General features: G+C 68.2%; 26 protein-coding genes. 13 read left to right on the top strand and 13 right to left on the bottom strand.

Annotated elements, in window-relative coordinates; translation table 11 throughout:
• Positions 1-22 precede the first annotated feature (22 nt).
• From N5C88_RS07575 to N5C88_RS07565, 3 genes are all read right to left on the bottom strand, one after another.
• Positions 23-517 carry a hypothetical protein gene (locus N5C88_RS07575; protein WP_059379938.1) on the bottom strand — a complete coding sequence of 165 codons (495 nt, stop codon included), beginning with the start codon at positions 515-517 and terminating at the stop codon, positions 23-25.
• A 71-nt stretch (positions 518-588) separates the two neighbouring features.
• The gene (locus N5C88_RS07570) at positions 589-1557 is read right to left on the bottom strand and encodes a tripartite tricarboxylate transporter substrate binding protein (protein ID WP_280015064.1); all 969 of its coding nucleotides are present in this window, start codon (positions 1555-1557) and stop codon (positions 589-591) included.
• Positions 1558-1606: 49 nt separating this feature from the next.
• Positions 1607-3184: an alkaline phosphatase family protein gene (locus N5C88_RS07565; protein WP_280015063.1), complete on the bottom strand. Its 1578-nt coding sequence runs from the start codon at positions 3182-3184 to the stop codon at positions 1607-1609.
• Between the two features lie 140 nt (positions 3185-3324).
• On the opposite strand from N5C88_RS07565, the gene N5C88_RS07560 reads away from it, so the two are divergent.
• From N5C88_RS07560 to N5C88_RS07535, 6 genes are all read left to right on the top strand, one after another.
• Entirely contained in the window at positions 3325-4143 is an 819-nt protein-coding gene (locus tag N5C88_RS07560; RefSeq protein ID WP_118934303.1) for an IclR family transcriptional regulator C-terminal domain-containing protein, read from the top strand.
• Between the two features lie 282 nt (positions 4144-4425).
• Entirely contained in the window at positions 4426-5301 is an 876-nt protein-coding gene (locus tag N5C88_RS07555) for an NAD(P)-dependent oxidoreductase (RefSeq protein ID WP_280015062.1), read from the top strand.
• A 66-nt stretch (positions 5302-5367) separates the two neighbouring features.
• Entirely contained in the window at positions 5368-6333 is a 966-nt protein-coding gene (locus tag N5C88_RS07550) for a tripartite tricarboxylate transporter substrate binding protein (RefSeq protein WP_059379934.1), read from the top strand.
• Positions 6334-6367: 34 nt separating this feature from the next.
• Positions 6368-7045, top strand: coding sequence for an RraA family protein (locus N5C88_RS07545; protein WP_059379933.1), 678 nt, complete (start codon positions 6368-6370; stop codon positions 7043-7045).
• On the top strand, positions 7042-8088 hold the full coding sequence (locus N5C88_RS07540) for a hydroxyacid dehydrogenase (protein WP_251881723.1): 1047 nt from the start codon (positions 7042-7044) through the stop codon (positions 8086-8088). Before N5C88_RS07545 ends, N5C88_RS07540 begins: the two co-directional genes overlap by 4 nt.
• Positions 8089-8161: 73 nt before the next feature.
• Positions 8162-8812 (top strand): GntR family transcriptional regulator, encoded by a 651-nt coding sequence (locus N5C88_RS07535; protein ID WP_059379932.1) that lies wholly within the window; start codon positions 8162-8164, stop codon positions 8810-8812.
• Positions 8813-8820: 8 nt separating this feature from the next.
• Here the strand turns inward: N5C88_RS07535 and N5C88_RS07530 are convergent, their stop codons facing one another.
• Complete coding sequence (locus N5C88_RS07530) at positions 8821-9492, bottom strand: TetR/AcrR family transcriptional regulator (RefSeq protein WP_280015119.1); 672 nt, start codon at positions 9490-9492, stop codon at positions 8821-8823.
• Positions 9493-9639: 147 nt separating this feature from the next.
• Here N5C88_RS07530 and N5C88_RS07525 point away from each other — a divergent pair, with 147 nt between their 5' ends.
• The 3 genes from N5C88_RS07525 to N5C88_RS07515 are packed head-to-tail and all read left to right on the top strand — an operon-like array spanning position 9640 to position 12193.
• Entirely contained in the window at positions 9640-10851 is a 1212-nt protein-coding gene (locus N5C88_RS07525; protein ID WP_280015061.1) for a Tm-1-like ATP-binding domain-containing protein, read from the top strand.
• An 11-nt stretch (positions 10852-10862) separates the two neighbouring features.
• Positions 10863-11693, top strand: a complete 831-nt coding sequence (locus N5C88_RS07520) for a phosphoenolpyruvate hydrolase family protein (protein WP_118934313.1) — start codon at positions 10863-10865, stop codon at positions 11691-11693.
• Between the two features lie 56 nt (positions 11694-11749).
• The gene (locus tag N5C88_RS07515) at positions 11750-12193 is read left to right on the top strand and encodes an SRPBCC family protein (protein WP_059379929.1); all 444 of its coding nucleotides are present in this window, start codon (positions 11750-11752) and stop codon (positions 12191-12193) included.
• A 16-nt stretch (positions 12194-12209) separates the two neighbouring features.
• Here N5C88_RS07515 and N5C88_RS07510 read toward each other — a convergent pair whose 3' ends face one another.
• Positions 12210-13175, bottom strand: coding sequence for a LysR family transcriptional regulator (locus N5C88_RS07510; RefSeq protein ID WP_059379928.1), 966 nt, complete (start codon positions 13173-13175; stop codon positions 12210-12212).
• A gap of 126 nt (positions 13176-13301) precedes the next feature.
• Here N5C88_RS07510 and N5C88_RS07505 point away from each other — a divergent pair, with 126 nt between their 5' ends.
• Together N5C88_RS07505 and N5C88_RS07500 are read left to right on the top strand one after the other, a co-directional pair.
• Positions 13302-14771, top strand: coding sequence for a D-aminoacylase (locus N5C88_RS07505; RefSeq protein WP_280015060.1), 1470 nt, complete (start codon positions 13302-13304; stop codon positions 14769-14771).
• A 32-nt stretch (positions 14772-14803) separates the two neighbouring features.
• On the top strand, positions 14804-15763 hold the full coding sequence (locus N5C88_RS07500) for a tripartite tricarboxylate transporter substrate binding protein BugE (protein ID WP_165867952.1): 960 nt from the start codon (positions 14804-14806) through the stop codon (positions 15761-15763).
• 15 nt (positions 15764-15778) lie between these two features.
• On the opposite strand, the gene N5C88_RS07495 is transcribed toward N5C88_RS07500, so the two are convergent.
• The 5 genes from N5C88_RS07495 to N5C88_RS07475 form a co-directional block, all read right to left on the bottom strand.
• Complete coding sequence (locus tag N5C88_RS07495) at positions 15779-17149, bottom strand: sulfite reductase subunit alpha (RefSeq protein WP_280015059.1); 1371 nt, start codon at positions 17147-17149, stop codon at positions 15779-15781.
• A gap of 4 nt (positions 17150-17153) precedes the next feature.
• Positions 17154-18110, bottom strand: a complete 957-nt coding sequence (locus tag N5C88_RS07490; RefSeq protein WP_251881931.1) for an FAD:protein FMN transferase — start codon at positions 18108-18110, stop codon at positions 17154-17156.
• An 83-nt stretch (positions 18111-18193) separates the two neighbouring features.
• A complete protein-coding gene (locus N5C88_RS07485; RefSeq protein ID WP_059379924.1) occupies positions 18194-18994 on the bottom strand; it encodes a DUF4198 domain-containing protein in 801 nt (266 codons plus the stop codon).
• Between the two features lie 20 nt (positions 18995-19014).
• Entirely contained in the window at positions 19015-19530 is a 516-nt protein-coding gene (locus N5C88_RS07480; RefSeq protein ID WP_059379923.1) for a DUF2271 domain-containing protein, read from the bottom strand.
• A 28-nt stretch (positions 19531-19558) separates the two neighbouring features.
• Complete coding sequence (locus tag N5C88_RS07475) at positions 19559-20185, bottom strand: PepSY-associated TM helix domain-containing protein (RefSeq protein WP_059379922.1); 627 nt, start codon at positions 20183-20185, stop codon at positions 19559-19561.
• 188 nt (positions 20186-20373) lie between these two features.
• Here N5C88_RS07475 and N5C88_RS07470 point away from each other — a divergent pair, with 188 nt between their 5' ends.
• Both N5C88_RS07470 and crcB read left to right on the top strand, forming a co-directional pair.
• The gene (locus N5C88_RS07470; RefSeq protein ID WP_054452451.1) at positions 20374-20928 is read left to right on the top strand and encodes an HdeD family acid-resistance protein; all 555 of its coding nucleotides are present in this window, start codon (positions 20374-20376) and stop codon (positions 20926-20928) included.
• A 6-nt stretch (positions 20929-20934) separates the two neighbouring features.
• On the top strand, positions 20935-21327 hold the full coding sequence (crcB, locus tag N5C88_RS07465) for a fluoride efflux transporter CrcB (protein WP_059379921.1): 393 nt from the start codon (positions 20935-20937) through the stop codon (positions 21325-21327).
• A 16-nt stretch (positions 21328-21343) separates the two neighbouring features.
• Here crcB and hpnE read toward each other — a convergent pair whose 3' ends face one another.
• From hpnE to hpnC, 3 genes are read right to left on the bottom strand one after another with little or no spacing between them, the layout of a single operon-like run.
• On the bottom strand, positions 21344-22666 hold the full coding sequence (gene hpnE / locus N5C88_RS07460; protein WP_251881713.1) for a hydroxysqualene dehydroxylase HpnE: 1323 nt from the start codon (positions 22664-22666) through the stop codon (positions 21344-21346).
• Positions 22663-23526, bottom strand: coding sequence for a presqualene diphosphate synthase HpnD (hpnD, locus tag N5C88_RS07455; protein WP_059379919.1), 864 nt, complete (start codon positions 23524-23526; stop codon positions 22663-22665). Before hpnD ends, hpnE begins: the two co-directional genes overlap by 4 nt.
• Before the next feature lies 1 nt (position 23527).
• Positions 23528-24358 (bottom strand): squalene synthase HpnC, encoded by an 831-nt coding sequence (gene hpnC / locus N5C88_RS07450; protein WP_059379918.1) that lies wholly within the window; start codon positions 24356-24358, stop codon positions 23528-23530.
• Positions 24359-24474: the final 116 nt, after the last annotated feature.

Below are 24474 nucleotides of genomic sequence, written 5' to 3'. Positions count from 1 at the left end.
AAGGGGAAGAGGGGGTCGCGGCTTACTGCAGGCAGATGTCCGCCCACTTCTCGACGGACAATTCGCCGGCGCGGGTCTGGACCAGCAGCACGCCTGGATACGGCGCGGTAAAGCGGTAGGCGCAGCCGGCGGGCAAGAGGCATTGGTGTCCGCGGCCCAGCAGCACGCGGCCCATGGCCTTGCCGGCGGGCGCCGCGCCCGCCAGCACCGTGCCGTCCGCGGCTGCGGGGGGCTGGTCCAGCGCCAGGAACTCGACCTCGACCTGGCCGTCCATCAGGATCGCGAACTCGTCGTGGCTGCAGGCGTACCAGGGCGACACGCCTTCGGCGCGCAGCGTTTCGATGACGTATTCCAGGTTCTTGCCGACGACGACCTTTTCGTAGGGCGCCGAGTTCGCGGCCACCTCGAAGATGTTGGAAAAGACGTAGTGGCGCGGCGAGCCTTGCGTGATCTCGATGGAACCCTTGCGGTAGTCCTTCAGCGAGCCGAAGACGGTGGTCGGTGTTGCGGTGTTCATGGAGCCTCCTGTGTCGGGTACTGCTAGCCGCGCGGCGGGGTGGCGCGGACGTGGGGAGCGGGGTGGGCGTGTCAGTCCACCTTGAGATTGATCTTGCGGATGACGCCGGTCCATTTGGCGGCGTCGTCGCGCAAGCGCTGCGCCGTGGCGTCGGGCGATTCTGGCTGCGGATCGAGGTCGTTGCCCTGCAGCTTCTGCTTCACTTCCGGAAGCGCCAGGGCGCGCGCCACCTCGGTATTCATGCGTTGCACGATGGCGGCCGGCGTGCCTTTGGGCGCGAACAGCATTTCGCGGAAGGTGGCGTCGTAGCCAGCCACGCCGGCCTGCTGCATGGTCGGCACGTCCGGCGCCTGGACCGAGCGCGCGCTGCCCGACACTGCCAGCCCGTGGAGCTTGCCGGCCGCGACGTAGGGCGCTACCACCGGCGAGGCCAGATAGCCGCAGGGCACCTGGCCGGCCAGCACGTCCTGCGTGGCGGGCGACGGCCCCTTGTAAGGGACGTGCAGGATGTCCAGGCCGGCGCCCGACAAATAGAGCTCCATTGCCAGATGGCCAGGCACGCCCTGGCCGCCGGAGGCATAGCTGAGGGCGCCGGGCGTTTTCTTGGCCTGCGCGTCCAGCTGCGCCAGCGTGCGCAGGCCCGAAGCGGCCGAGCACACCAGCATCTGGTTGAAGTTCGCCAGCGCGACCACCGGCGTCAGGTCGTCGGCCTTGAAATTCAGCTTGCGGTAGATGGCGGGATTGATGGTGACGACGGTGTCGGGCGCTTCGAGGAAGGTGTAGCCGTCGGCGGGAGCACGGGCCACCGCTTCGGCGCCGATGTTGCCGCCCGCGCCGGGGCGGTTCTCGATGATGACGGGCTGCTTGAGCGACTGCCCCACGGCGTCGGCCACGATGCGCGCGGCGGTGTCGCCCGGCGATCCCGCGGGGAAGGCGACCACGATGCGGATGGCGCGCGCGGGCCACTCCTCCTGCGCCTGGACGTGCGACGCCGTGCTGGCGGCCATACAGGCTGTCAGCGCAAGTAATTGCGGTTTCATGCTGTCTCCTGAGTTTATTTTTCAGGCGCCCTGGTCCGGGCGCGCTGCGCTACCACCTGCCGATATGGATGCCGACCGAGTCCTCCTTGCGTGTCCATCCCGTCATGGCGGCGTGGCTGACGGTGGGGTGGATCCTGCGGTTGCGCAGCCAGTCGAACAGCATGGCCTGGTAGCGTTCCCGCACGGACGCGTGCGCGGGATCCGAGCCCAGGTCGTCGTACTCGTCCGGGTCGGCGCGCAAATCGAACAGCTGCGGACGCAGGCCCTCGAAATGGACGTACTTCCAATCGTGGTCGCGCACCATGATGGTGTGGCAGCCGTCGGCGGGACGGCCCAGCGGTTCGCGAACGAAGTCGCGGAACGCGTAGTTGTTCTCCGAGAACACGGCGCGGCGCCAGTCGGCGGGCTGCTCGCCGCGCAGCAGCGGCAGCAGGGAGCGGCCTTCGAGAATGTGGTCGGGGATCTCGGCGCCCAGGGCGTCCAGGATGGTGGGCACCAGGTCTATGGCTTCCACCAGCCGCGATTCCACCGCGCCGCGGCGCGCGCCGTCGCCGGGCAGGCGCACGATCAGCGGCACCTTGGCCACGCAATCGTGGAACAGCTCTTTCTCGCCCAGGTAGTGATCGCCCAGGTAGTCGCCATGGTCGCTGCAGAAGATGACCATGGTGTCCTGGTCGCGGCCGCTGCGCCGCAGGTAGTCGAACAGCACGCCCAACTGGTCGTCGACCTGCTTGATGAGGCCCATGTAGGTGGGTATCACGGTCTCTCGCACCTGGTCGCAGGAGAAGTTCCTGCTGACCTCGGCCTGACGAAAGCCCTGCAATACGGGATGCGCGTTGTCCAGTTCGCGAGCGGATCTCTTCGCGGCGGGCACGTCGTCAACCGAGTACATCGCGTGATAGGGCGCCGGCGCGACATAGGGCCAGTGCGGCTTGATGTAGGACAGATGCAGCACCCAGGGCTGCTCGCCGCTTTGCTCCATGAATTCGATCGCGCGCCGTGTCATGTAGGGCGTTTCGGAATCGGCTTCCGCGACGCGCGCCGGCAGGCCGGCATAGCGCATGTTCCAGCCGGAGAGGATCTCGCCGTTGGCGCCCAGCGCCGAATTGGCGTGGTCGTGCCAGGGATTGTCGCCGTCGTAGCCTTGCTTGCGCAGGTATTGCGTGTAGTGGTGCGATTCGTCGCTGAAGCCCGGCGGCCAGATGCCGTCGTCGCGGTCGTAGGGTTCGAATCCGCCTTGCGCGGCCAGCAGGCCGCTCGCGCTTGCCGGGTCTATGCCCAGGCGCCGCATGCCGGACCTGTCGGCCTCCACGTGGGTCTTGCCCGCCACCGCCACGCGCACGCCCAAGGGGCGCAGGTAGTCGCCCAGCGTCATTTCGCTGACAGGCATGGGGACGAAGTTCCACACTGCGCCGTGGCTGGTGACATAGCGGCCGGTGTAATAGGACATGCGCGACGGCCCGCATACCGGGCCCTGCACGAAGGCATTGTCGAAACGCAGGCCCTCGGCGGCCAGGCGGTCGATATTGGGGGTGTGCAGGCGCGGGTGTCCATAGCAGGACAGGTAGTCCCAGCGCAGTTGGTCGCACATGATCCAGAGCACATTGCGTACAGCCTGTCCGCTCATTCCCGCCTCTCTTCCCATTCCGCCAGCCACCACGGCTTGCGTTAGACGCCACGATATTTCGCCGGGACTGGGCGGCTCAAGCAGGTTTTGCTAGAGTTTCACTCAGTGAAATTTATGGCGATGCGGAAAGAGAGGGCGCAATGAGCCGTTGGACGCCGAAGGTGAAGACCATAGACGCGCTGGAGCGCGGCCTGATCGTGCTGGACGAGGTGCGCGCCACGCAGGGCGCCAGCCTGCAGGAACTCCACCTGCGCACCGGCTACGCCAAGGCAACGCTGCTGCGCATTCTGGCGACGCTGCAATTGCGCGGCCTGATCTGGCGCCGGATCGCGGACGACTATTTCTGCCCCGCCAGCTCGCTCAACGAGCCCAGCCGGCGCGCGCGCGTGCTGGATCTGCTGGGCCAGTGCGCGGCGCCGGAACTGGACCGCCTGCAGGCGCAGGTGCTGTGGCCGTCGGACCTGACGGTGCGCCGCGGCAATGCCATGATCGTGCGCGAAACCAACCGCAGCCAGTCGTACTTCACCATCCGCCGCGACAACATCGGCTTCCAGATCAACATGCTGCGCTCCGCGGTGGGGCGCGCCTATCTGGCGTTCTGCGCCGAGAAAGAGCGCGATTCGATCCTGGCCGCGCTGCGCCGCAGCCGCCGCGAGGGCGACGCGCTGGCCCACGATTGCGCCGCCGTGGAGAAAATGCTGGAACAGACGCGCCGCCAGGGCTATGGCCTGCGCGAACAGCGCTTTGGCGGCGACTACGACAAGACCCGCAAGGACCAGAACGACAGGCTCGAGGCCATCGCCCTGCCCATCATGGCCGGGCCGGGGCGGCTCTACGGCTGCGTCAACATCGTGTGGATCCAGGGCGTGCGCTCGACCGAGCAGATGGTGGAGCAGTGCCTGGAGCCGCTGTGCCGCACGGCGCGCGCCATCTCCGCCGGCATGAACCGGCGCGCCTGAAGCGCCGGGTAGGCGCTGCCGCGCCTTGCTCCAGGGCGGCCGCGCGGATCGCGCCCCGTCACGCCTCTTCAAGCAACCGCAAACCTTCGTAGGCACACGTGCCAATCCGGCGCCCATCCTGCGTGGCGCGGCCCTTGCGCGTCTGTCTGGTTCTCATCGCTTGATTCATAGATTGTTTTTTCGATGTACTCAAAAATAGACAAATACTAGGGTTTATACGAATAATATCGGCAATATTTTCATTCTATAAAGCTTCATTGTTTTTTTATTGTATTTATAGAGATGAAAATTGCTCTGATGGGCTGCGGTGAGGTTGGTTCCTGCTATGCGCAGGCTTGGAGCGCCGCCGGGCATGCGCTGGTCGGGATCTGCGAGCTGCGGCAGGACCAGGAAATGGCGGGCCGCGCCCGGCGTCATGGCGCCGGATTGCACGCCGAGCCGGGGGCATGGCTGGGCGAGGCGGACATCGTGGTGTCGGCGGTGTATGGCCATGCGGCGCTGGAGATGGCGCGGCAGAGCTTCCCGCACATGCGCCAGGACGCGGTCTACGCCGACTTCACGACAGCCAGCGCGCCGGACATGCAGGCCGCTTCGGCCGCCGCCGCCGCACAGAACATCGACTTCACCGACGTCGCGATCATGGGCGCCATTGCCCTGCTGGCGGAACGCACGCCCTTGCTCTGCGCCGGGACCGGCACGGACACCGTGCTGCGGCTGGCCGAGAGCGGCGGGGCGCCGGCGCGCGCCATACAAGGAGCGGCGGGCGATGCCGTGCGCCTGAAGCTGCTGCGCAGCATCATGACCAAGGGCATGGAAAGCCTGGCCGTGGAATGCCTGGTGGCAGCCGAGTCCATGGGATTGAGAGCCTCGCTGTACGAGGTGCTGGCGGATATCGACCAGACGCCGCTTACGGCCTTCATGGATTCGTTCGTCCGATCCCACGTGCTGCATGCGCAGCGCCGCCAGGCGGAAGTCCAGGAGGCCCGCGAGCAACTGCTGGAGGCGGGACTGGAGCCGCTGGTTCTCGACGGCGTCGAACGGCTTTTTGGCCGCACCAGCAGAGGTATCCAGGATGCGCGGGCGGATGGCGATTTCACGCTGCCGGACACCGTCGAGGCCCGCCTGGCCTGGCTCACGACGCTGGCGCGCGAACGCTGAACGTCGTACCGCAACGCGATGCTGCGGACGGCATATCCAACAAAAACCAACTGTGTGAGGAAGACAATGAAGGTCCTGAAGAAACTCCTGGCTGCCACGCTCGTGCTGGGCTGCGCCGCCGCGAACGCGGCCGATATGGGCACGGCGCCCATCACGCTCATTTCCCCGTTCCCGCCCGGAGGCGGCACCGATACGCTGACGCGCATGATCGGCAGCGCGATCGGCCAGGACCAGGGCTGGAACATGGTGGTGGAGAACAAGCCGGGCGCCGGCGGCAACCTGGCGCTGGACGCCACCGCCCGCGCGCGTCCGGATGGACATACGCTGGTGATGGCCCAGACCGACAACATCGTGCTGAATCCCTGGCTCTACAACAAGCTCAGCTACGACACGTTCAAGGATTTCAAGCCGGTCGGCCCGGTGGCCACGTCGCCGAGCGTTTTCGTGGTGCTGCCCGAATCGCCGTTCAAGACGGTCGGCGATGTGGTCAAGGCGGCACAGGCCCGCCCCGGCGTGGTGTCGCTGGGGATTCCCGGCATCGGCGGCACTGGCGACCTGACCGGCTATCTCTGGCGCAAGGCGGCGAACATCGAATTGATGCACGTGCCGTACCGCGGCTGGGGCCAGGCGTTCCCGGACCTGGCCAGCGGCCGCATCGACATGTATGTGGGCTCGGTGGCTTCGCTGCTGCCGCAGATCCGCGGCGGCAAGGTCCGCGCGCTGGCCGTGGTTGCCAAGGAGCGCGCGCCGGCCTTGCCCGACGTGCCCACGTTCGCGGAAAGCGGATTCAAGACGATAGACCAATCGATCTGGTGGGGCCTGATGGCTCCCGCGAAGACGCCGGACGACGTGGTTGCCGCGCTGAACAAGGCTCTGCAACAAGTCCAGTCCCAGCCCGAGCTGGTGAAGAAACTGGAGGACGCCGGCTATAGCGTGCTCAAGGGCACGCCCGAGGATCTGGCCCGCCAGCATCGGGCGGACCACGAGATCTTCGGCAAGGTGGTGCAGGACGCCGGCATTCCCAAGCAGTAATGGCAACGCATTGCAATTCCCGACAGGAGCAAAAATGATCGGTTTCGAGATCCATGCCCGCAAGCGCGCGGTGAGCAAGCAAACCGTGGACAAGTTCAAAGGCGTGCCGGTCGCCAATATCAGCGACTGCATGTCGCGGATGACGGCCGGCGGCGCGCCCTTGCAACCCATGCACGACGGCAGCCCGCTGGCCGGTCCGGCCCTGACCGTGCGCACCCGTCCTGGCGACAACCTGCTGGTGCACAAGGCGCTTGATCTGGCGCAGCCCGGCGACGTGATCGTGGTGGACGCGGGCGGCGACCTGACCAACGCCATCATCGGCGAAATCATGACCAGCTACGCGCAGACGCGCGGCATCGCAGGCATCGTGATCAACGGCGCTATCCGCGATAGCGGCACGATCCGCCGCGGCGCGTTTCCCGTCTACGCGGCCGGCGTGACCCACCGCGGGCCCTACAAGGACGGGCCTGGCGAGATCAACTGCGTCATTGCCTTGAATGGCATGACGATTGCGCCGGGAGATCTGATCCTGGGCGACGAGGACGGCCTGCTGTCGATTCCGTTCGAGCAGACGGAAGCGGTTTACCTGGCCGCTCAGTCCAAGCACGAACTGGAAACGAAGATGCTGGCGGATATCGCGGCGGGTTCGCTGGACACGTCCTGGGTCGATGCCCGGCTCAAGCAACTGGGCTGCGCGGAGGCGCGGCCGTGAGCCTGACGGCGCGGCTGGCGGACAAGATGCGCGTCGTCCGGCTGGACCTCTGGATCGATCCTGCGTTCGACGCCTGCCTCGGGCGCGAGCCGGCCCTGAGCATCGAAGTGTTGCCTGCGAAGGGCGACGCGATCACGGCGGCGGGGCTGGCCGGCGCGGATGCGTATCATGTCAGCGCGGCCAAGGACGAAGTCCCCGCGCGCTGGCAGGTAACGGAAAGCCTGCTGGCGCAGTGTCCGGAATTGCTTTGCGTGTCCTCGGGCGGCGCGGGCTACGACACCGTGGACGTTGCCGCCTGCACGCGGGCCGGAGTGGCGGTGGTGAACCAGGCAGGCGCCAATGCCGCGTCGGTGGCGGAAATGACGTTCGCCTTGCTGCTGTCGCTGGTCAAGCGCCTGCGCGAATCCCAGGCCGCGCTGCAAGCGGGATCCGCCGCTACGCGCGAGGCCCTGATGGGGCGCGAGATCGACGGACGCGTGCTGGGCATCGTGGGCATCGGTGAAATCGGCCGCAGAGTCGCGCGCATTGCCGCTGGCTTCGGCATGCGGGCGATTGCCTGCGACCCGCTGCTGCCTCCCGAGGAAATCCGGGCGCGCGGCGCCGAACCCGTGAGCCTCGCGCAGTTGCTCGAACAGGCCGACGTGGTGAGCCTGCATTGTCCGCTGAATGACGACACGCGGGGCATGATCGGGACCGAAGCGTACGCCAGGATGCGTCCCGGCGCGCTGTTCATCTCGACCGCGCGCGGCGGCATCCACGACGAGCAGGCGCTGCTTGCCGCCTTGCAGGACGGACGGCTGGCGGGAGCGGGACTGGATGTCTGGAGCCAGGAACCTCCTTCGCCCGGGCATGGTCTGCTGCTGCGTTCCGATGTGGTGGCAACCTATCACACCGGAGGCGTCACGCACGAGGGCCGGCGCAAGGTCGCGCAAGGGTCCGCCAGCCAGATCATCGACATGCTGGCCGGTCGCCGTCCCGCCCGGCTGCTGAATCCAGAGGTCTGGCCCAGGTTCCTGGAGCGCCTCGCGCAACGCCAGCGTTGACGCGGCCAGGCGCGAATGCCGGGACAGCCTTCCGGTATAGTTCGGGAACCCGGATCAGGAGTCATGCGCCATCATGTCGAGCGCCCGCGATTACGTCTATGCAGAGCTGCGCCGCCGCTTGATGGCAGGCTCTTTCATGCCCGGTGAACGGCTGCGCGAAGAGCACATCGCGGCCGAGCTTTCCGTCAGCCGGACGCCGGTGCGCAGCGCGATCGAGCGCCTGGTGACGGACGGCCTGGTCAAGCACGAAGGCCGGCGCGGAGCGGTGGTATTGGGCTGGCAAGACCGGGACATCGATGAAGCCTTCGAGCTGCGCATGCTGCTTGAACCGTATTCCGCCAAGGCGGCCGCCGAACGGGCCAGCCCGGAGCAGATACTCGAACTCGAGCGCATCAATCAGTGCATGCTCGATGCCATCAACGCCGACGCGCCCGACAGCGTGGCGCAGGTGCAGCACTACAACAACCAGTTCCACCACGCGCTGCTCGACGCGGCGCAGTCCGCGCGGGTGCGTTCCATGGTGGAAAACCTGCTGGACATGCCCATCATCATCGGCTCGTTCTACTTCTACACCAAGGACGACATGCTGCGCAGCGTGGAGCATCATCGCCAGATCATCGCGGCGCTGCGCGCGCGCGATGCGGAATGCGCGCAGATCGCCATGCGCTTCCACCTGGCTGCCACGCATCTGCTGTTCCGCAGCCACCGCAAGCCGGGCCAGTAGCCCAGGGCTTACTCCCGAACGCGCTTTCCCGGTTGTTTTTTCTCGGATCGGGCCTCGGCCCGCGCCTGCGCGATGATGGCCTGGGCGGTCCAGCGCGCCACGTCCGTGAGTTCGGGCAGCTCCAGTTTCCAGATGTCCTTCAACACCAGGAACACCTCCGTTCCATAGACCAGCGACAGGGCCTGGGCCACGCGGTCCAGCTGGGCCGGCGTCAGCTCGGGCGCCAGCGGCGCGATGGCGCGCCTGAGGATGTCGACGCGATGGCCGCGCACCAGCCGGGGCTCGGTCGCGGCGCGTCCGGCGCTGGCTTCGGCGTGCTGCTGCAGCGACACCATGATGGCGGCGCGCAGCGGCGCTTCGTGCGCTGCCAGCCGGGGGTAGGCGAAGCGCAGCAGTTCGTCGACGCGTTCGGCGGCGTCGGGCGCGGCGGAGTCCCAGGCTAGGATGGGCCCGAGGCTCTCGTCCACCACGGCGGCGATCAGCGCGCTCTGGCTGGGGAAGTAGCGGTAGGCGGTGGCGCGCGATACCTGCGCGTGTTCGGCCAGTTCGGCCACCGACGGCGTGATGCCCTGGGCCATCAGCCGCTGCGCCGCATCCAGCAGGATCTTGCGCATGCGCGCGCGCGGCCCATGCGGCGGTTCGCCGCTGGCGGCGGCTTGCGGGCTGGCGGGCGCGATCAGGCGCGCCGTGCCGGCCGTGGAGGGGGCGGGAGTTTGACGTGAGACAGGTGTCTCAGTATGATTCTTTCGTCTCATTTCTAGATTCTACAGGCCTCGCGGCCTCACATATCGAGGCGCGCACCGAGTGTAGCCGCCCGCGGAGGAGTCATGACGCATTCGAACCGGCGGGTCTACGTGGCCGCCACCTACGACACCAAAGGCCAAGAGGCTGAATATGTGATGGACCTGCTGCGCCGGGACGGACTGGATCCGGTGTCGGTGGATGTGTCCACTTCCGGCGCCGCCAGCGCGGCGCAGGTGCAGGCCAGCGTAGTGGCCGCCAGCCATCCGGACGGCGCCGGCGCGGTCTTCACCGGCGACCGGGGCACGGCCATCGCGGCCATGGCGCTGGCGTTCGAACGCTATGCGACCGGCAACGCCGGGATCGGCGCGCTGCTGGGACTGGGCGGCTCCGGCGGCACCGCCTTGATCACGCCCGCGATGCGCGCGCTGCCGATCGGCACGCCCAAGCTGATGGTGTCGACGATGGCCTCGGGCAATGTCGCGCCCTATGTCGGGCCCTCGGACATCGCCATGATGTATTCCGTGACCGACGTCGCGGGCCTGAACCGCATTTCGCGCCGGGTGCTGGCCAATGCCGCCGGCGCAATCGGCGGCGCCTTCAAGCAGGCGGCGAGCGCCGCGGCCGATGACGGCCGGCCCGCCGTGGGCATCACCATGTTCGGCGTCACTACCGCCTGCGTGCAGCAGGTGACGCCGCTGCTGGAGTCGCGCTACGACTGCCTGGTGTTCCATGCCACCGGCACGGGCGGGCAATCGATGGAAAAGCTGCTGGACAGCCATCTGCTGGGCGGCGTGCTGGACCTGACCACCACCGAAGTCTGCGACTTCCTGTTCGGCGGCGTGCTGGCCTGCACCGAGGACCGTTTCGGCGCCGTGGCCCGCACCGGCCTGCCCTACGTGGGCTCCTGCGGCGCGCTGGACATGGTGAACTTCGGCGCCATGGACACAGTTCCGGAACGCTACCGCGGCCGCAAGTTCTATCCGCACAATCCGCAGGTGACGCTGATGCGCACCACCGTGGAAGAAAACACCCGCCAGGGCGAGTGGATCGCCGCCAGGCTGAATCAATGCCAGGGTCCGGTGCGCTTCCTGATTCCGGAGGGCGGCGTCTCCGCGCTGGACGCGCCGGGGCAGGCGTTCTGGGATCCGCAGGCCGACGCGGCGCTGTTCGCGGCGCTGGAGAAAAACCTGGTGCAGACCGCCGAGCGCCGCCTGGTGCGCGTGCCTTGCCACATCAACGACCCGCTCTTCGCCCAGACCGCGGTCGACCAATTTCTTGAAATCGCTACACACTGAGGACCGCCGCCATGCCGCGCTTTGACCGCAACGAACTCCTGGACAAGTATCGCGCCATGGTGCGCGCGCGCACGCCTATCGTCGGCGGTGGCGCGGGCACCGGCCTGTCGGCCAAGTGCGAGGAAGCGGGCGGCATCGATCTGATCGTGATCTACAACTCGGGCCGTTATCGCATGGCGGGCCGTGGATCGCTGGCGGGGCTGCTGGCGTATGGCAACGCCAACGAGATCGTGGTGGACATGGGACGCGAAGTCCTGCCGGTGGTGAAGAAGACGCCGGTGCTGGCCGGCGTCAACGGCACCGACCCGTTCTGCGATTTCGACGTGTTCCTGGATGACCTCAAGCGCCAGGGCTTTGCCGGCGTGCAGAACTTCCCCACCGTGGGCCTCATCGACGGCACCTTCCGCGCCAACCTGGAAGAGACCGGCATGGGCTACGCGCTGGAAGTGGACATGATCCGCCTGGCGCACAAGAAGGGCATGCTGACCACGCCCTACGTGTTCAACGAGGACGACGCCGTGGCCATGACGAAGGCCGGCGCCGACATCATCGTGGCCCATATGGGCCTGACGACCGGCGGTTCGATCGGCGCCGAGACCGCGCAGACGCTGGACGGCTGCGTGGCGGCTATCGACCGCATCGCCGCGGCTGCGCTGGCGGTGCGGCCGGATATCATCGTGCTGTGCCACGGCGGCCCCATCGCCACGCCCGAGGACGCGGCCTACGTGCTGCGCGCGTGCAAGCATTGCCATGGCTTCTATGGCGCAAGCTCGATGGAGCGGCTGCCCACCGAACAGGCGCTGACCGCGGCGACCCGCGAGTTCAAGAGCCTGACGTTCTGATTCCGTCGTTTCCGACGTTTTCCCAATCCCTGGGCCGCGCGCCCGCAGGAGTCCGCATGCCGCATACCGTACACGTCAGCGCCATCATCCACGCGCCGCTACAGCAGGTCTGGGCCAGTTTCCGAGATTTCAACGGCCTGGCCGCCTGGCATCCCGGCATCGCCGAAAGCCGCCTGGAAGAGGGCGGCCGCCACGACGCCGTAGGCAGCGTGCGGCATCTGTCGCTCAAGCCTTCCGGCTTCGTGCGCGAGCAACTGCTGATGCTGGACGATCCGGGCACGGCGCTGCGCTATTCCATCATCGAAACCGATCTGCCCATGCGCGACTATGTCGCCGGCGTGGCGCTGCATGCCATCACCGAAGGCGGCCACACGCTGGTGGAGTGGTGGGCGGATTTCCGCGTCGAGGGCGCGGAGTTGAGCGACGTGGCCAACGCCGTGGGCCGCAATGTGTTCGCGGCGGGGCTGGCGGCGCTGGATGAGAAGCTGCGCGGGGCCTGACCGCGCCGGGTATCCTTCAGGCTTTCAAACCCTTGGCCGGCATGCGCTTGCAGCCGGCCGGCAGCGGCGCGGTGCGCAGGTAGTCGTGGATCGCGCGGATCAGCGCCTGCGCGGCGGGGCTCAAGGGGTATTCCTTGTGCCGGATGATGCAGACCGTGCGTATGACCGTGGGACGGGCCAGCAGCGCGTAGGCCAGGCCCGGCTCCATCACCCGCTGCGCGGCCAGCGCCGGCAATAGCGCCACGCCCAGGCCGGCCTGGACCAGCGCCGCCTGCGAGGTGGTGCTGGACGCTTCGTAGAACGGCGCGCCGGCTTCTATCGGCAAGTCGGCGCGGGCGCGCAACAGCGCCATGATGCCGGTCTCGTCCACCACCCCGACCAGTTTGCGGCCGGCCAGGTCCGACCAGCGCATCGTGCCGTCGCGCGCGGGGCGCAGGCTGGCGTCGTCTTCCCGGTACAACACGCCGAAACGGTCTTCCAGCAGGGCGTCGAACTGCAGGCCGGGCGCGTCGGCCCAGCGGCTGGTCAGGCCGAAGTCCACTTCGCGCGCGGCGACCTTGCGCTGGATGCGGCCGGAGTTGTCGTCGCTGAGATACAGGCGCACGGCCGGGTAGCGGGCGGAAAAGGCCGCGGCGGCGGGCGCGATGATCTGCGTGATGGCAGACGGTGCCGCCGCCACTCCCACGCGCCCGCGTTCCAGTGCGCCATAGCGTTGCACGTCGTCTATCACGCCATCGAAATCCGCCAGCAGCCGCATGACGCGCGGCAGGAATTCCTCGCCGGCCGCCGTCAGCAGCACGCGCCGGCTGGTGCGCGCGAAGAGCTGCGTGGCGAGCGCGTCCTCCAGCTGCCGCACCAGGCTGGTCACCGACGACTGCGTCTGGAACAGGCGCTTGGCGGCGTGCGTGAAGCTGGATTCCTGGGCCACGGCGACGAAGGCGGTCAGGTGCTTCAGGGTGACGTGCTTGGGCAGACGATTCATTTCAAATCACGATAGATGGATCAATAAAAACAATTTTCCCAGATTGATCGGGCGGACGATACTAGACCCTTTCGGCGTCCGCTGGCCTGGCGTATCCGCCGACAAGACCCTCAAGGCAGGAGCACCATGCGGCAGGAACCTCTGGATCTGATCATTGAAGGCGGATGGGTCATCGACGGCCTGGGCGGCCCTAGGCGGCGCACCGACGTGGGCGTGGCGGGCGAGCGCATCGCCGCCATCGGCGACCTGTCGGGCAAGGCGGCCGCGCGCCGGGTGGATGCGCGCGGCAAGATCGTGGCTCCCGGCTTCATCGACGTGCACGGCCATGACGACCTGATGTTCGTGGAGCGGCCTGGCCTGGAATGGAAGACCACGCAAGGCATCACGTCGGTGGTGGTGGGCAATTGCGGCGTGAGCGGCGCGCCGGCGCCCTTGCCGGGCAATACCGCCGCGGCGCTGGCCTTGCTGGGGGAAACGCCCTTGTTCGCCGACATGCAGGCCTATTTCGGCGAGCTGCGCGCGCAGCAGCCCATGATCAACGTGGCGGCCCTGGTGGGGCACGCCAACCTGCGCCTGGCCGCCATGCGCGACCCGGCGGCGCAGCCTACGGCCGAGGAGCAGGAAAGCATGCAGCGCATGCTGGACGAAGCCCTGGCCGCGGGCGCGGTGGGCTTCAGCACCGGCCTGGCCTACCAGCCTGGCGGCGCGGCGCGTCCCGCTGAACTGGAAGGCCTGGCGCGGGTGGCGGCGGCGCGTGGCGCCATGCACACCAGCCATATCCGCAACGAGGGCGACGAGGTCGAGACAGCCGTCGACGAGGTGCTCTCGGTGGGGCGCAACACGGGTTGCGCCACCGTGCTGTCGCACCACAAATGCATGATGCCGCAGAACTGGGGCAAGAGCCGCGCCACGCTGGCGAACATCGACCGCGCGCGCGGCGAGGGCGTGGAGGTGGCGCTGGACATTTACCCGTACCCCGGCAGCTCCACCATCCTGATTCCGGAGCGCGCCGAAACCATCGAGGACATACGTATCACCTGGTCCACGCCGCATCCCGAATGCGGCGGCCAATTCCTCAGCGACATTGCGGCGCGCTGGGGCTGCGACAAGACCACCGCGGCGCAGCGCCTGTGTCCGGCGGGCGCGATCTACTTCGCCATGGACGAGGCCGAGGTACAGCGCATCTTCCAGCACGAGTGCTGCATGGTGGGTTCGGACGGCCTGCCCAACGACGCCCATCCGCATCCCCGGCTGTGGGGCAGCTTCACGCGCGTGCTGGGCCGCTACGTGCGCGAGGCCGAGCTGATGACGCTGGAGACTGCCGTCGCCAAGATGACTTCCCTGCCGGCCCGCGTGTTCGGCCTGGCCGGGCGCGGCCAGTTGAGCGAGGGCGCCTGGGCCGACATCGTCGTGTTCGACGCCGACACGGTCGAGGACCGCGCCACCTGGGAGGCGCCGACGCTGGCCTCCGCGGGCGTGGAGCACGTGCTGGTCAACGGCCAGCAGGTCTTCCCGGCTGAAGCCGGCATGGCGCGGCCTGGCAAGATCCTGCGCCGTGAAGCAATGGCGCAAGCCGCCGCCGGCGCGGCCGCATAAGAATTCCAACCATCCCTACAGGAGACATACCCATGATGCGCAAGACTTGCGTAGCCCTGGCGCTGGCCGCCATGCTGCCCGCCGCCCACGCGGCTTTTCCCGACCATCCCATCACGCTGATCGTGCCGTTCCCGGCGGGCGGCCCGACCGACATCGTGGGCCGGCTCGCGGCCGCCAAGGCGGGCGAGATCCTGGGCCAGCAGATCGTCGTGGAGAACCGCACGGGCGCGTCCGGCACCATAGGCATGACCGCCACGGCGCGCGCCAAGCCGGACGGCTACACCGTGGGCCTGGCCACCGTCAGCACGCACGGCACCGCGCCGCACCTGTTCCCGAAGCTGACCTACGATCCGGTCAAGGATTTCACGCCCGTCAGCAATCTGGTCACCAGCCCCAACATCCTCAGCGTGAATCCGCAGTTCCCGGCCAAGACGCTGGGCGAGTTCGTCGAGCACGTGCGCGCCAATCCCAACAAGGACGGCTATGCCAACGCTGGCGCCGGCGGCGTGAACGACCTGGGCATGATCTGGTTCCTGCAGATCATCGGCGGCAAGATGAACAGCATTTCCTATCGCGGTTCGGCGCCCGCGCTGACCGATACGGTGGGCGGGGTGGTGCCGGTGATCTTCGATAACTTCCCGTCGTCGCTGCCCTACCTGAAGAGCAATCACCTGCGCGCCCTGGCCATCACCGGCGCCCAGCGCAACCCGCGTCTGCCGGACGTGCCGACGTTCGCGGAGCAGGGCTACAAGGACTACGACGTGACGGCCTGGTACGGCGTGGTGGGACCTGCCGGCATGCCTGACGACGTGCGCGACAAGCTGGCCGACGCCTTCGCCCGCGCCGTGCGCGATCCGGCGACAGCGGCCAAGATGGAAGAGACGGGCGCATTTCCGCTGGGCAATACCCCGGCCGAGTTCGGCCAGCAGATCCGCGCCGAACGCGACCGCTGGAAGACCGTGATCGAGAAGGCCGACATCAAGCTGCAGTAAACGCAGCGGACGCGTTCAATACACGTCGCGGCGGTAGCGGCCGTCGCGCTGCATGGCCTGCAGGCGCGTGGCGCCCAGTATGTCCTGCAGGGCGGCGTCCACGCCGCCGGCCATGCCTTGCAGGCTGCCGCAGACGTAGATGGCGGCGCCCGCGTCGGCCCAGGCGCGCACGGCTTCAGCTTGTTCGCGCAGATGGTGCTGCACGTAGCGGCGCTCGGCCTGGTCACGCGAGAACACCGCGTCCACGCGTTCCAGCGTGCCGTCATTGCGCCAGGCGTCGATCTCTTCCCGGCAGAACCAGTCGTGCGCCGCGTTGCGTTCGCCGAACACCAGCCAGTTGCGGTGCTGGCCCGCGGCGCGGCGCGCCTTGATCAGCGCGCGCAGGCCGGCCAGGCCGGTGCCATTGCCCACCAGCAGCAGCGGGCGGTCGTCGGCAGGCGCGTGGAAATTGCGGTTGACGCGCACGCGCAGGTCGATCGCGTCGCCGGGCTGCGCGATATGGGTGAGCCAGCCGCTGCCCAGGCCCAGCGCGCCATCGGCGCCGCGCATCTGGCGCACCAGCAATTGGATCGAACCGTCTTCCGGCAGCGATGCGATCGAGTATTCGCGGTGCGCGAGCAAGGGGCCGCCGGCTTCGCGCCGCGGGCCGATCTCGGCGATGTCGCCGGCCTGCCAGCCGCGCACGCCATCGGCTGGCGGCGTCAGCGTCAGCAGATAGCAGGGGCCGCCCTGGCTGTGCGGATTGAGCTGTTCGCGCGCGGCCAGGCGCCACGATTCGTAGACGGGCGCCTGCCAATCGGGCAGGTCGCTGCGTCCTGCCAGCAGGCCCAGGTGGTGCTGCCAATGGCGCAGGGCGGCGGGGTCGCCGTTGTCGACTTCCACCAGGTCGAACAACGGCGTTGCGCCCTGGGCGTGCAGCCAGTCGTCCAGGCGATGGCCGAAGCCGCAGAACTGGGCATATTCGCTGTCGCCCAGCGCCAGCACCGCGTAGTGCGCGCCGGCAAGCGCCGGGACCGCCAGCTGCATCTGTTCGGCGAAGGCCGCGGCGGCGTCTGGCGGATCGCCTTCGCCATAGGTGCTGACCACGAACAGCATGCGGCGATACGCCGCCAGACGCTTGGCGTCCAGCTGTTCCAGCGCCGCCACGCGCACGGCGAGACCGCCCGCGCGCAGGGATTCGGCGGTCTGCGCCGCCAGCGATTCGGCGTAGCCGGTCTGCGTGGCGTAGGCGACCAGCAAGGTGTCTTCGGGGACGGGCGCTTGCAGGGCTTGCAGTGCCAGCGCCTGTTGCGCCTCATGGCGCTTGGCGCGGCGGCGGGCCCAGAGGCACAGGAGCAACCAGGCTCCCACCACGCATGCTGCCGCGATCAACCGGGTTGCTGGCATGTCGTCAGGCTATGGCGGCCAGCGCCTGGAATGCGGGCGTGGCAACGACGCGCCAGGCGTCGCGCTCGCGCAGGATGAACAAGGCCGCCAGATCGTGGCGGCGCGCATAGGCCAGACCCTCGTCTGCGCCCAGCACGGTCAGGGCGGTGGCGAGCGCGTCGGCCTGCATGCATCCGGGATGCAGCACGGTGACCGAGGCCAGATTGTTGCGCACCGGCATACCCGTGCGCGGATCGATGGTGTGGGCGTAGCGCTCGTCGCCGCTGCCCGCGTGGCGGCGGTAATCGCCCGAGGTGGCGATGCTGCGGTCGGACAGCGGCAGCGCCAGCGCATGGTCGTCGCTGGCGTCCGGCACTTCGATCGCCACGCGCCAGGGCTGGCCGTCGGGCCGTTTGCCGCGCGCGCGCAATTCGCCGCCGACTTCGACCAGGTATTGAGTGATGCCCAGCGCATCGAGCGCCATCGCGGCGCGGTCCACGCCGTAACCCTTGGCGATGGAGGAAAGATCCAGATAGGCGCCGCCCGGCTGCAGCGCGGCGCGGCGTTCGGTGTCCAGTTGCACGCGGCGCCAGCCGCAGCGGGCGCGCGCGGCCTCGATGGCGGCAGGCGCGGGCGGCTCGAAGGCGCGCTGGTGCGGACCGAACCCCCAGGCGTTCACCAGCGGTCCCACCGTGGGGTCATAAGCGCCGCCAGTGTCCCCGGCCAGCGCCAGCGCGTGGCTCAGCACATGGAAGAATCCCGCCGGCAATTCCTGCCAGCCAGCGGCGGCCTGGTTGTAGCGCGTGATGTCGGAATCCGCTTCCCAGGTGCTCATCTGGGCGACCACTTCGTCCAGTGCCGCCTGGATGGCATGGCGCGCCGCGGCTTCCGTGCGCCCGGCCGGCAGCGCCATGCGCGCCGACCAGGTGGTGCCCATGGTGGCGCCGGCCAGCGCCGCGGGCGCTGCCGGCATTGCGGGCATGGCGCCATAGGCGACGCGCACGGCAGTAGCCGGCGCGCCGCTCTGGGCGTAGGAAGGAGAGTTGGCCATGCGCCTGCGGCGGCTTAGGGCTGCAGCACTTCGACCGTGCCTGCGTAGGACAGGCGGCGCTTCTTGGCTTGCGGCACGCTGACCTTGGCATCTTCCATGCCAGCCTCGATCCAGTACAGGCCGGGCTGCGGCCACTTCACGGAGAACTTGCCGTCCTTGTCCGTCTTCAGCTGGATTTCGCCGACCTTGTCGCGATAACGGCTGCCGCCGGGCACCACGTTGACTTCCAGGTCGGCGGCGGGCTTGCCGTCCAGCAGCATCTGGAAGGTGGCGGGCTCGTCGGTGAACAGGTCGTTCGGGTGGGTCACGGGGGCCAGTTCCAGGCCGCGGCCGACCGGCTTGACGGCCGAGGGCTTGCCGGCGGTCACGAAGGTTTCGACGCGACCCAGGCTTTGCGAGACTTCCAGCTCATCGGCCTTGGCCGGCACGGCCTGCGCCAGGCCTTCGGGCTTGCCGAAGTAGCGCTTGTTCTTGCCGTCTTCCTTCCAGCGCGCGAACACGCCGTCGTTGACCACGGCCACGCGGTACGTGCCGGCCTGCTTCAGTTGCAGGTCGAAGGTGCTGCGCAGCTTGCCCTTATTGACGTTTTCGGCTTCGGCGGCGCTGCCGTCCGGAGCCGTCACGGCCAGGCCGTCCAGGCGCAGCGGGGCGTGGTTGAAATAGAACTTGTCGTTGCCGACGGCGGCGTCGACGGTGACCCAGCTGTCGACGCCGGACAGCACCGTCGAGGACGGCACCATCCAGACGTCATGCGCCTGGGAGGCGAAGGGCAGGCACAGCGCCAGGGCGGCGGCCAGTTTGGCGGCGGATTTCATCGTTGCGCTCCTAGGAGATCTCAAGGTTTCAGGTCGAGCGCGATGGCGCCCAGTTCGTGTTCGCCGCGCGCGGTCAATTGCCCGGCCTTTTGCGGCGGCCATTGGAAGGGAATGCGCAGCAGCTCGCGGCCGCCGACTTCTCGCGCGGCTTCGACCACCACGGCGTACTGGCCAGGCTTCAGGCCCGACAGCGGCTTGCTGGCCGCGTCAAAGCTCAGCGCGTGCTTGCCCACGGGCTTGGTCGCGCCGCTGACGCCGTCCACCGGGAACTGCTGATTGCGGCCGCTGCGGCGCCACCATTGGCGCATGTCCTTGAGCCATTCCGTGCCTTCGTTGTTCTTCTTGGCCACGTCGTACCAGACGGCCAGGTCGGTCGCGACGCTCTGATCCGGGTTTTCGATCCAGATCGCGACGTAGGGACGGTGGTATTCCGCCACGTCCAGGCGCGGGATCTCGATGGACAGGCCGATGTCGGCCGCTTGGGCCGTTCGGGCGATCAGGCCGGCCAGCAGGGCCGACAACAACAGCTTGCGCATGGAAATCTCCAGGGGCGGATCGTTGGAATCAATGTATGAAAAGCAGGGCCAGCACCACCGGGATCACCACGCCCAGGCCGACCATGGGCCAGGTCGCGCTGCGGTTGCCGGCGTGCATCTTGAGCAGCACCAGCCCGGTCAGCGAAAAGACCAGACAGGCGACGGCGAAGATGTCCAGGAACCAGCTCCAGGCCAGGCCGGTGTTGCGGCCCTTGTGCAGGTCGTTCAGGTACGAGATCCAGCCGCGGTCGGTGCGTTCGTATTCCACGTCGCCGCTGGCCAGGTCGATGGACAGCCAGGCGTCGCCGCCGGCGCGCGGCAGCGACAGGTAGACCTCGTCGGCCGACCATTCGGCGGGTTTGCCGGCGGCGGAGGCGTCCAGCGTCTGGTCCAGCCATTGCGCCACGGGCGCGGGCAATGGCGCCTTTTTTTGCGCGGGAGGAGGGGACAATTGCTGCAGCACGGCGTCCGGCATGCGGGCCTCGCGGCTGGTCACGACCGCCCGGGCCTCGATGTGCGAGGCGTTGTTCAGGGTCAGGCCCGTCACCGCGAACAACAGCATGCCCAGCAGGCACAGCGCCGAGCTGATCCAATGCCATTGGTGCAGTGTCTTGAGCCAATAGGCACGGCGGCGGGGAGTGGGTTGACTGTCCATGGGGTATAGGGTGAAAGCCCGCGGATTCTAACATTTAATGAGAATGACTCTTATAAATGTTGCGTCTGCCCGCCCGAGGAAATTTCAATCGATTTCGGGCCGCGCGTCGCGGCGGGGCGGGGGCGTCGTGGCGCCTGTCTGCCAGCGGCGATAAGATAGGCCACCCGTTACAAACACCGGAGGTCGTCATGCTTGAACAGCAAGTCGTGGATCAGATCGGTCGTCATTGGGGTTGGGTGGCGTTGCGCGGCGTGGTCGCCATCCTGTTCGGGCTCATGGCCTTGCTCATGCCCGCCATCACCTTGTCCGCGCTGGTGCTGGTGTGGGGCGCTTTCGCGCTGGTGGACGGCGTGCTGGCCCTGGTCGCCGGCGTGCGCATCCGCGACAACGGCAAACCCCTGTGGGCGCTCATCATCGTGGGCCTGCTGGGGATCGCGGCCGGCATCGTCACCTTCCTCTATCCCGGCCTGACCGCGCTGGTCCTGCTCTATATCATTGCGATCTGGGCGCTGGTGTCCGGCATATTCCAGGTCGTGGCGGCGATCCGTTTCCGCAAGGACATCCGCAATGAGTGGCTGCTGGGGCTCTCGGGCCTGGTGTCCATCCTGTTCGGCGGCATGCTGATCATGCAGCCCGGCGCGGGCGCGCTGGCGCTGGTCTGGGTCATCGGCGCCTACGCCGTGTTTTTCGGCATACTGCTGCTGGTCTTTTCCTTCCGCCTCAAACAGCACAAGGCGTCCTGAAATCCGATGTCCGCATACCAAACCCTGATTCCCCTGAATTTCCTGGCCGTGGGCCTGGGCGCCATGTTCGGCGCCTGGACCCGCTGGCTGGTCAGCATGTGGCTCAACGTGGAGTCCTGGCCCTGGGGCACCTTCGTGGTGAACCTGGCCGGCGGCTATCTGGTTGGGCTGGCGTTGGCGCTGGTGGCCGGGCATCCGGAATGGCCGGCCTGGGTGCGGCTGGGCGCAATCACGGGTTTCATGGGGGGCTTGACCACGTTTTCGACCTTTTCGGCCGAGACGGTGGCCATGCTGGAGCGCGGCGCCTACGCCAGCGCGCTGGGGTATGCGGGGTTCAGCCTGATCGGGTCGCTGCTGCTGACGGCGGCCGGCCTGGCCACCGCCAGCCTGTTGCGCTAAGGCCTGCGGGCGGCGTTCAGGCCGCTGCCGGATTCAGCACGCGAGCGGCCTGCAGGCCACTGCGCACCGCGCCTTCCAGCACGCCCGGATAGCCCGTGTCGGTCCAGTCGCCGGCCAGCGCCAGGGTGGGCCAGGGCGTGGTATTCAGCGGCCGTGTCAGGCCCGGCACTGCCGCGAAGGTCGCGCGTTTTTCGATGAACAGTTCGGCGGCCGCCACCTCCGGCATGGCCGGCAGGCGCGCGGGATGGCGCGCCGCCTGTTCGGCCACCTGGTCGATCAGCGCCTCGATGAGCTGCCGGCGGTTGCGTTCCGCGAGGCCGGTGGCCGCGCTGGTCACGACCGCCAGTTCGCCGGCCTTGGTGTCGCCGGCCAGTTGCGCGCGGTCGAACAGCCATTGGCCGTAGTGGTCGCGGGCGGATTCCTCGCGCAGCATCATCATGGGTTCGGGCAGGCGCCAGGGATCCTGCAGCCGCAGGTTCAGCGTGGCGATGGGCATGTATTCGAACGCCTTGAGCGCATCCAGCAGCCCGGTGGCGCCGGCTTCCCGCAACGGTGCGTCGAGCAGCCGCGCGGCAAAGGTGGGAGGCACCGCCAGCACGGCTGCATCGAACCGTTCCTGGTTGATGTCGATGCCTTCAGCCGACGGGCGGAGCTGGCGCACGGTGCTGCCGTAGCGCATGGTCACCTGGCGCGCGGCGGCGTCGGGCCAGAGCGCGGACAGGTCGGTGCAGGGCAGCAGCATGTCGCTGTTTTCGCGGCTGCCGGTCAGGCTGTCGCGCAGCACGCGCGCAAACAGCGCGGCGCTGGCCGTGGCGGTCGGCGTGTTCAGCGCGGCCAGGCAGAGCGGTTCCCAGACCTGACGGATCAGCGCATCCGATTGCGCGTGGTAATGCAGCAGATGCAGGACGGTCCATTCGCGCGGCGGCGTCCAGGCCATGGCTTTCAGGCCGCGCATCAGGCGCAGGGTCGCCAGGCGGTCCTTCCAGGCCAGGCCGCGCGCGCGCAGGATCGCCGCCGCCATGTGCAACGGCGCCGGCAGCCGCGGCGCGGCCAGGCGGAAGCGGCCGTCCAGGCTGGCCAACTGCAGCGGCCGGCGCATCAGCAAGGCGTCGGGGTTGCGGCCGACGCGGCGCATCAGCGCCAGCGTGTGCTTGTAGGCGCCCGACAGCAGGTGCTGGCCGTTGTCCAGCGGCGCGTCGAAATCGGTGTGGAAGACGCGCCGGGCGCGGCCGCCGGGCGTATGGCCGGCTTCGAAGACGGTGACTTTGGCGCCGGCTTCGCGCAGGGCGACGCTGGCTGCCAGGCCAGCCCAGCCGGCGCCGATGACCGCGGCCTTCACCGCGCCAACCGGCGGACCAGTCCGCGTCCGCCGCCCACCCAGGTCTTCCAGGCGAGCCACAGCTTGCGCAAAGGGGTGAGCGAGATGCGCTGGTGCAGCACCTGCCAGTTGTCGCGTTCGATCTCGTCGAGCAGCGCGTGGTAGATGGCCGCCATCATCAGGCCCGGGCGCTGCGCGCGGCGGTCGGCCTCGGGCAGGTTGCTCATGGCCTCGCGGTACAGCCCGCGGGCGCGCTCGGCCTGGAACTTCATCAGCGCGCTGAAGCGGTCGGAGTATTCGCCGTTCAGGATGTCCGAGGCCTTGACCTCGAATTGCTGCATGTCGTTGACGGGCAGGTAGATGCGGCCGCGGCGGGCGTCGTCGCCCACGTCGCGGATGATGTTGGTCATCTGGAACGCCAGGCCCAGCTTCTCCGCGTAGACCAGGGTCTTGGGGTCGGAATAGCCGAAGACGCCGGCCGACAGTTCGCCCACCACGCCGGCGGCGTGCCAGCAGTACTTGCGCAGGCCCGGCCAGTCCAGGTAGCGGGTCTGGTCCAGGTCCATTTCCATGCCGTCGATGACGGCCAGCAGGCGTTCGCGCGTGATCGAACAGCTTTGCAGGTGCGGCTGCAGGGCGCGCGTCACCGGGTGGTCCGGATTGCCGTTGTACATCTGGTCGACCTGCGTGCGCCACCAGGCCAGCTTGACGCGGGCCAGCGACGGGTCGGTGCACTCGTCCACCACGTCGTCCACTTCGCGGCAGAACGCGTACAGGGCCGTGATGGCGCGCCGCCGCTCGGGCGGCAGGAAGAGGAACGAGTAGTAGAAGCTGGAACCGCTCTTGGCGGCTTTCTCCTGGCAATATTCGTCAGGGGTCATATCAGGTAATTGCGCGCCACAACATGATGGCCCAATCTTTGGCGCCCAATTCGGGGCGATTCATGAATACATCGTAGCCGCCCGCCTCGATACGCTCCAGCACGCGCAGCCCGCCTTGCACCACCAGGCGCAGCTCCAGGCCCATGCGGCCCGGCAGGCGGCGCGCCAGCGGAGCGCCGAAGTGTAGCAGTGCGCGGGCGCGTTCGACTTCGAAGGCCATCAGGTCGCGCCAGGCGGGCGTCAACCGGCAGGCGGCCAGGTCCTCGTCCGTCACGCCGTGGCGGCGCAGGTCTTCCTGCGGCAGGTAGACGCGCTGCTTGTGCCAGTCCACCCGCACATCCTGCCAGAAATTCACCAGCTGCAGGCCGGTGCAGATGGCGTCGGCCTCGGTCACGTTGTGCGGATTGGTGGCTTCGAACAGGTGCAGCATCAGCCTGCCCACGGGATTGGCGGAGCGGGTGCAGTAATCCGCCAGCGTGGCGTAGTCTTCGTAGCGCTTGACGCTGATGTCCTGTTCGAAGGCGGACAGCAGGTCGTAGAACGGCGTGATGGGCAACTGGTGGCGCGCGATGGTGGCCGCGAGCGGCACGAAGATGCCGGCCAGTTCGGGCGAGCCGGGCGCGGGCGTGGCGCCGGGTTCGGCGCCGATGCGGTGCAGCTCGGCGCGGAACGCGGCCAGCTGGCTCAGCCGTTGCGCGTCGGTGGCGCTGCCTTCGTCGGCGATATCGTCCGCTGCGCGGGCGAAACGGTAGATATCGGTCACGGCGCCGCGCAGCCTGCGCGGCAGCAGCAGCGAGGCGACGGGAAAGTTCTCGTAGTGATCGATGGGCATATTTGGACTTGCGGATCTGGCCCGGGGGCCTGGACCGATCCATTTTAGAGTAGTCGCATCCAGGTGGCATGGCGCGACGCCGTGCGGGACGCGGATCAGTTAGACTTAAGCGCCAC

The sequence above is a fragment of the Achromobacter sp. GD03932 genome, from assembly GCF_029839485.1.
GTDB lineage: Bacteria > Pseudomonadota > Gammaproteobacteria > Burkholderiales > Burkholderiaceae_B > Achromobacter > Achromobacter bronchisepticus_A.
Note: the sequence above shows the minus strand (reverse complement) of the source record. Positions and strands in the feature narration are given on the sequence as shown.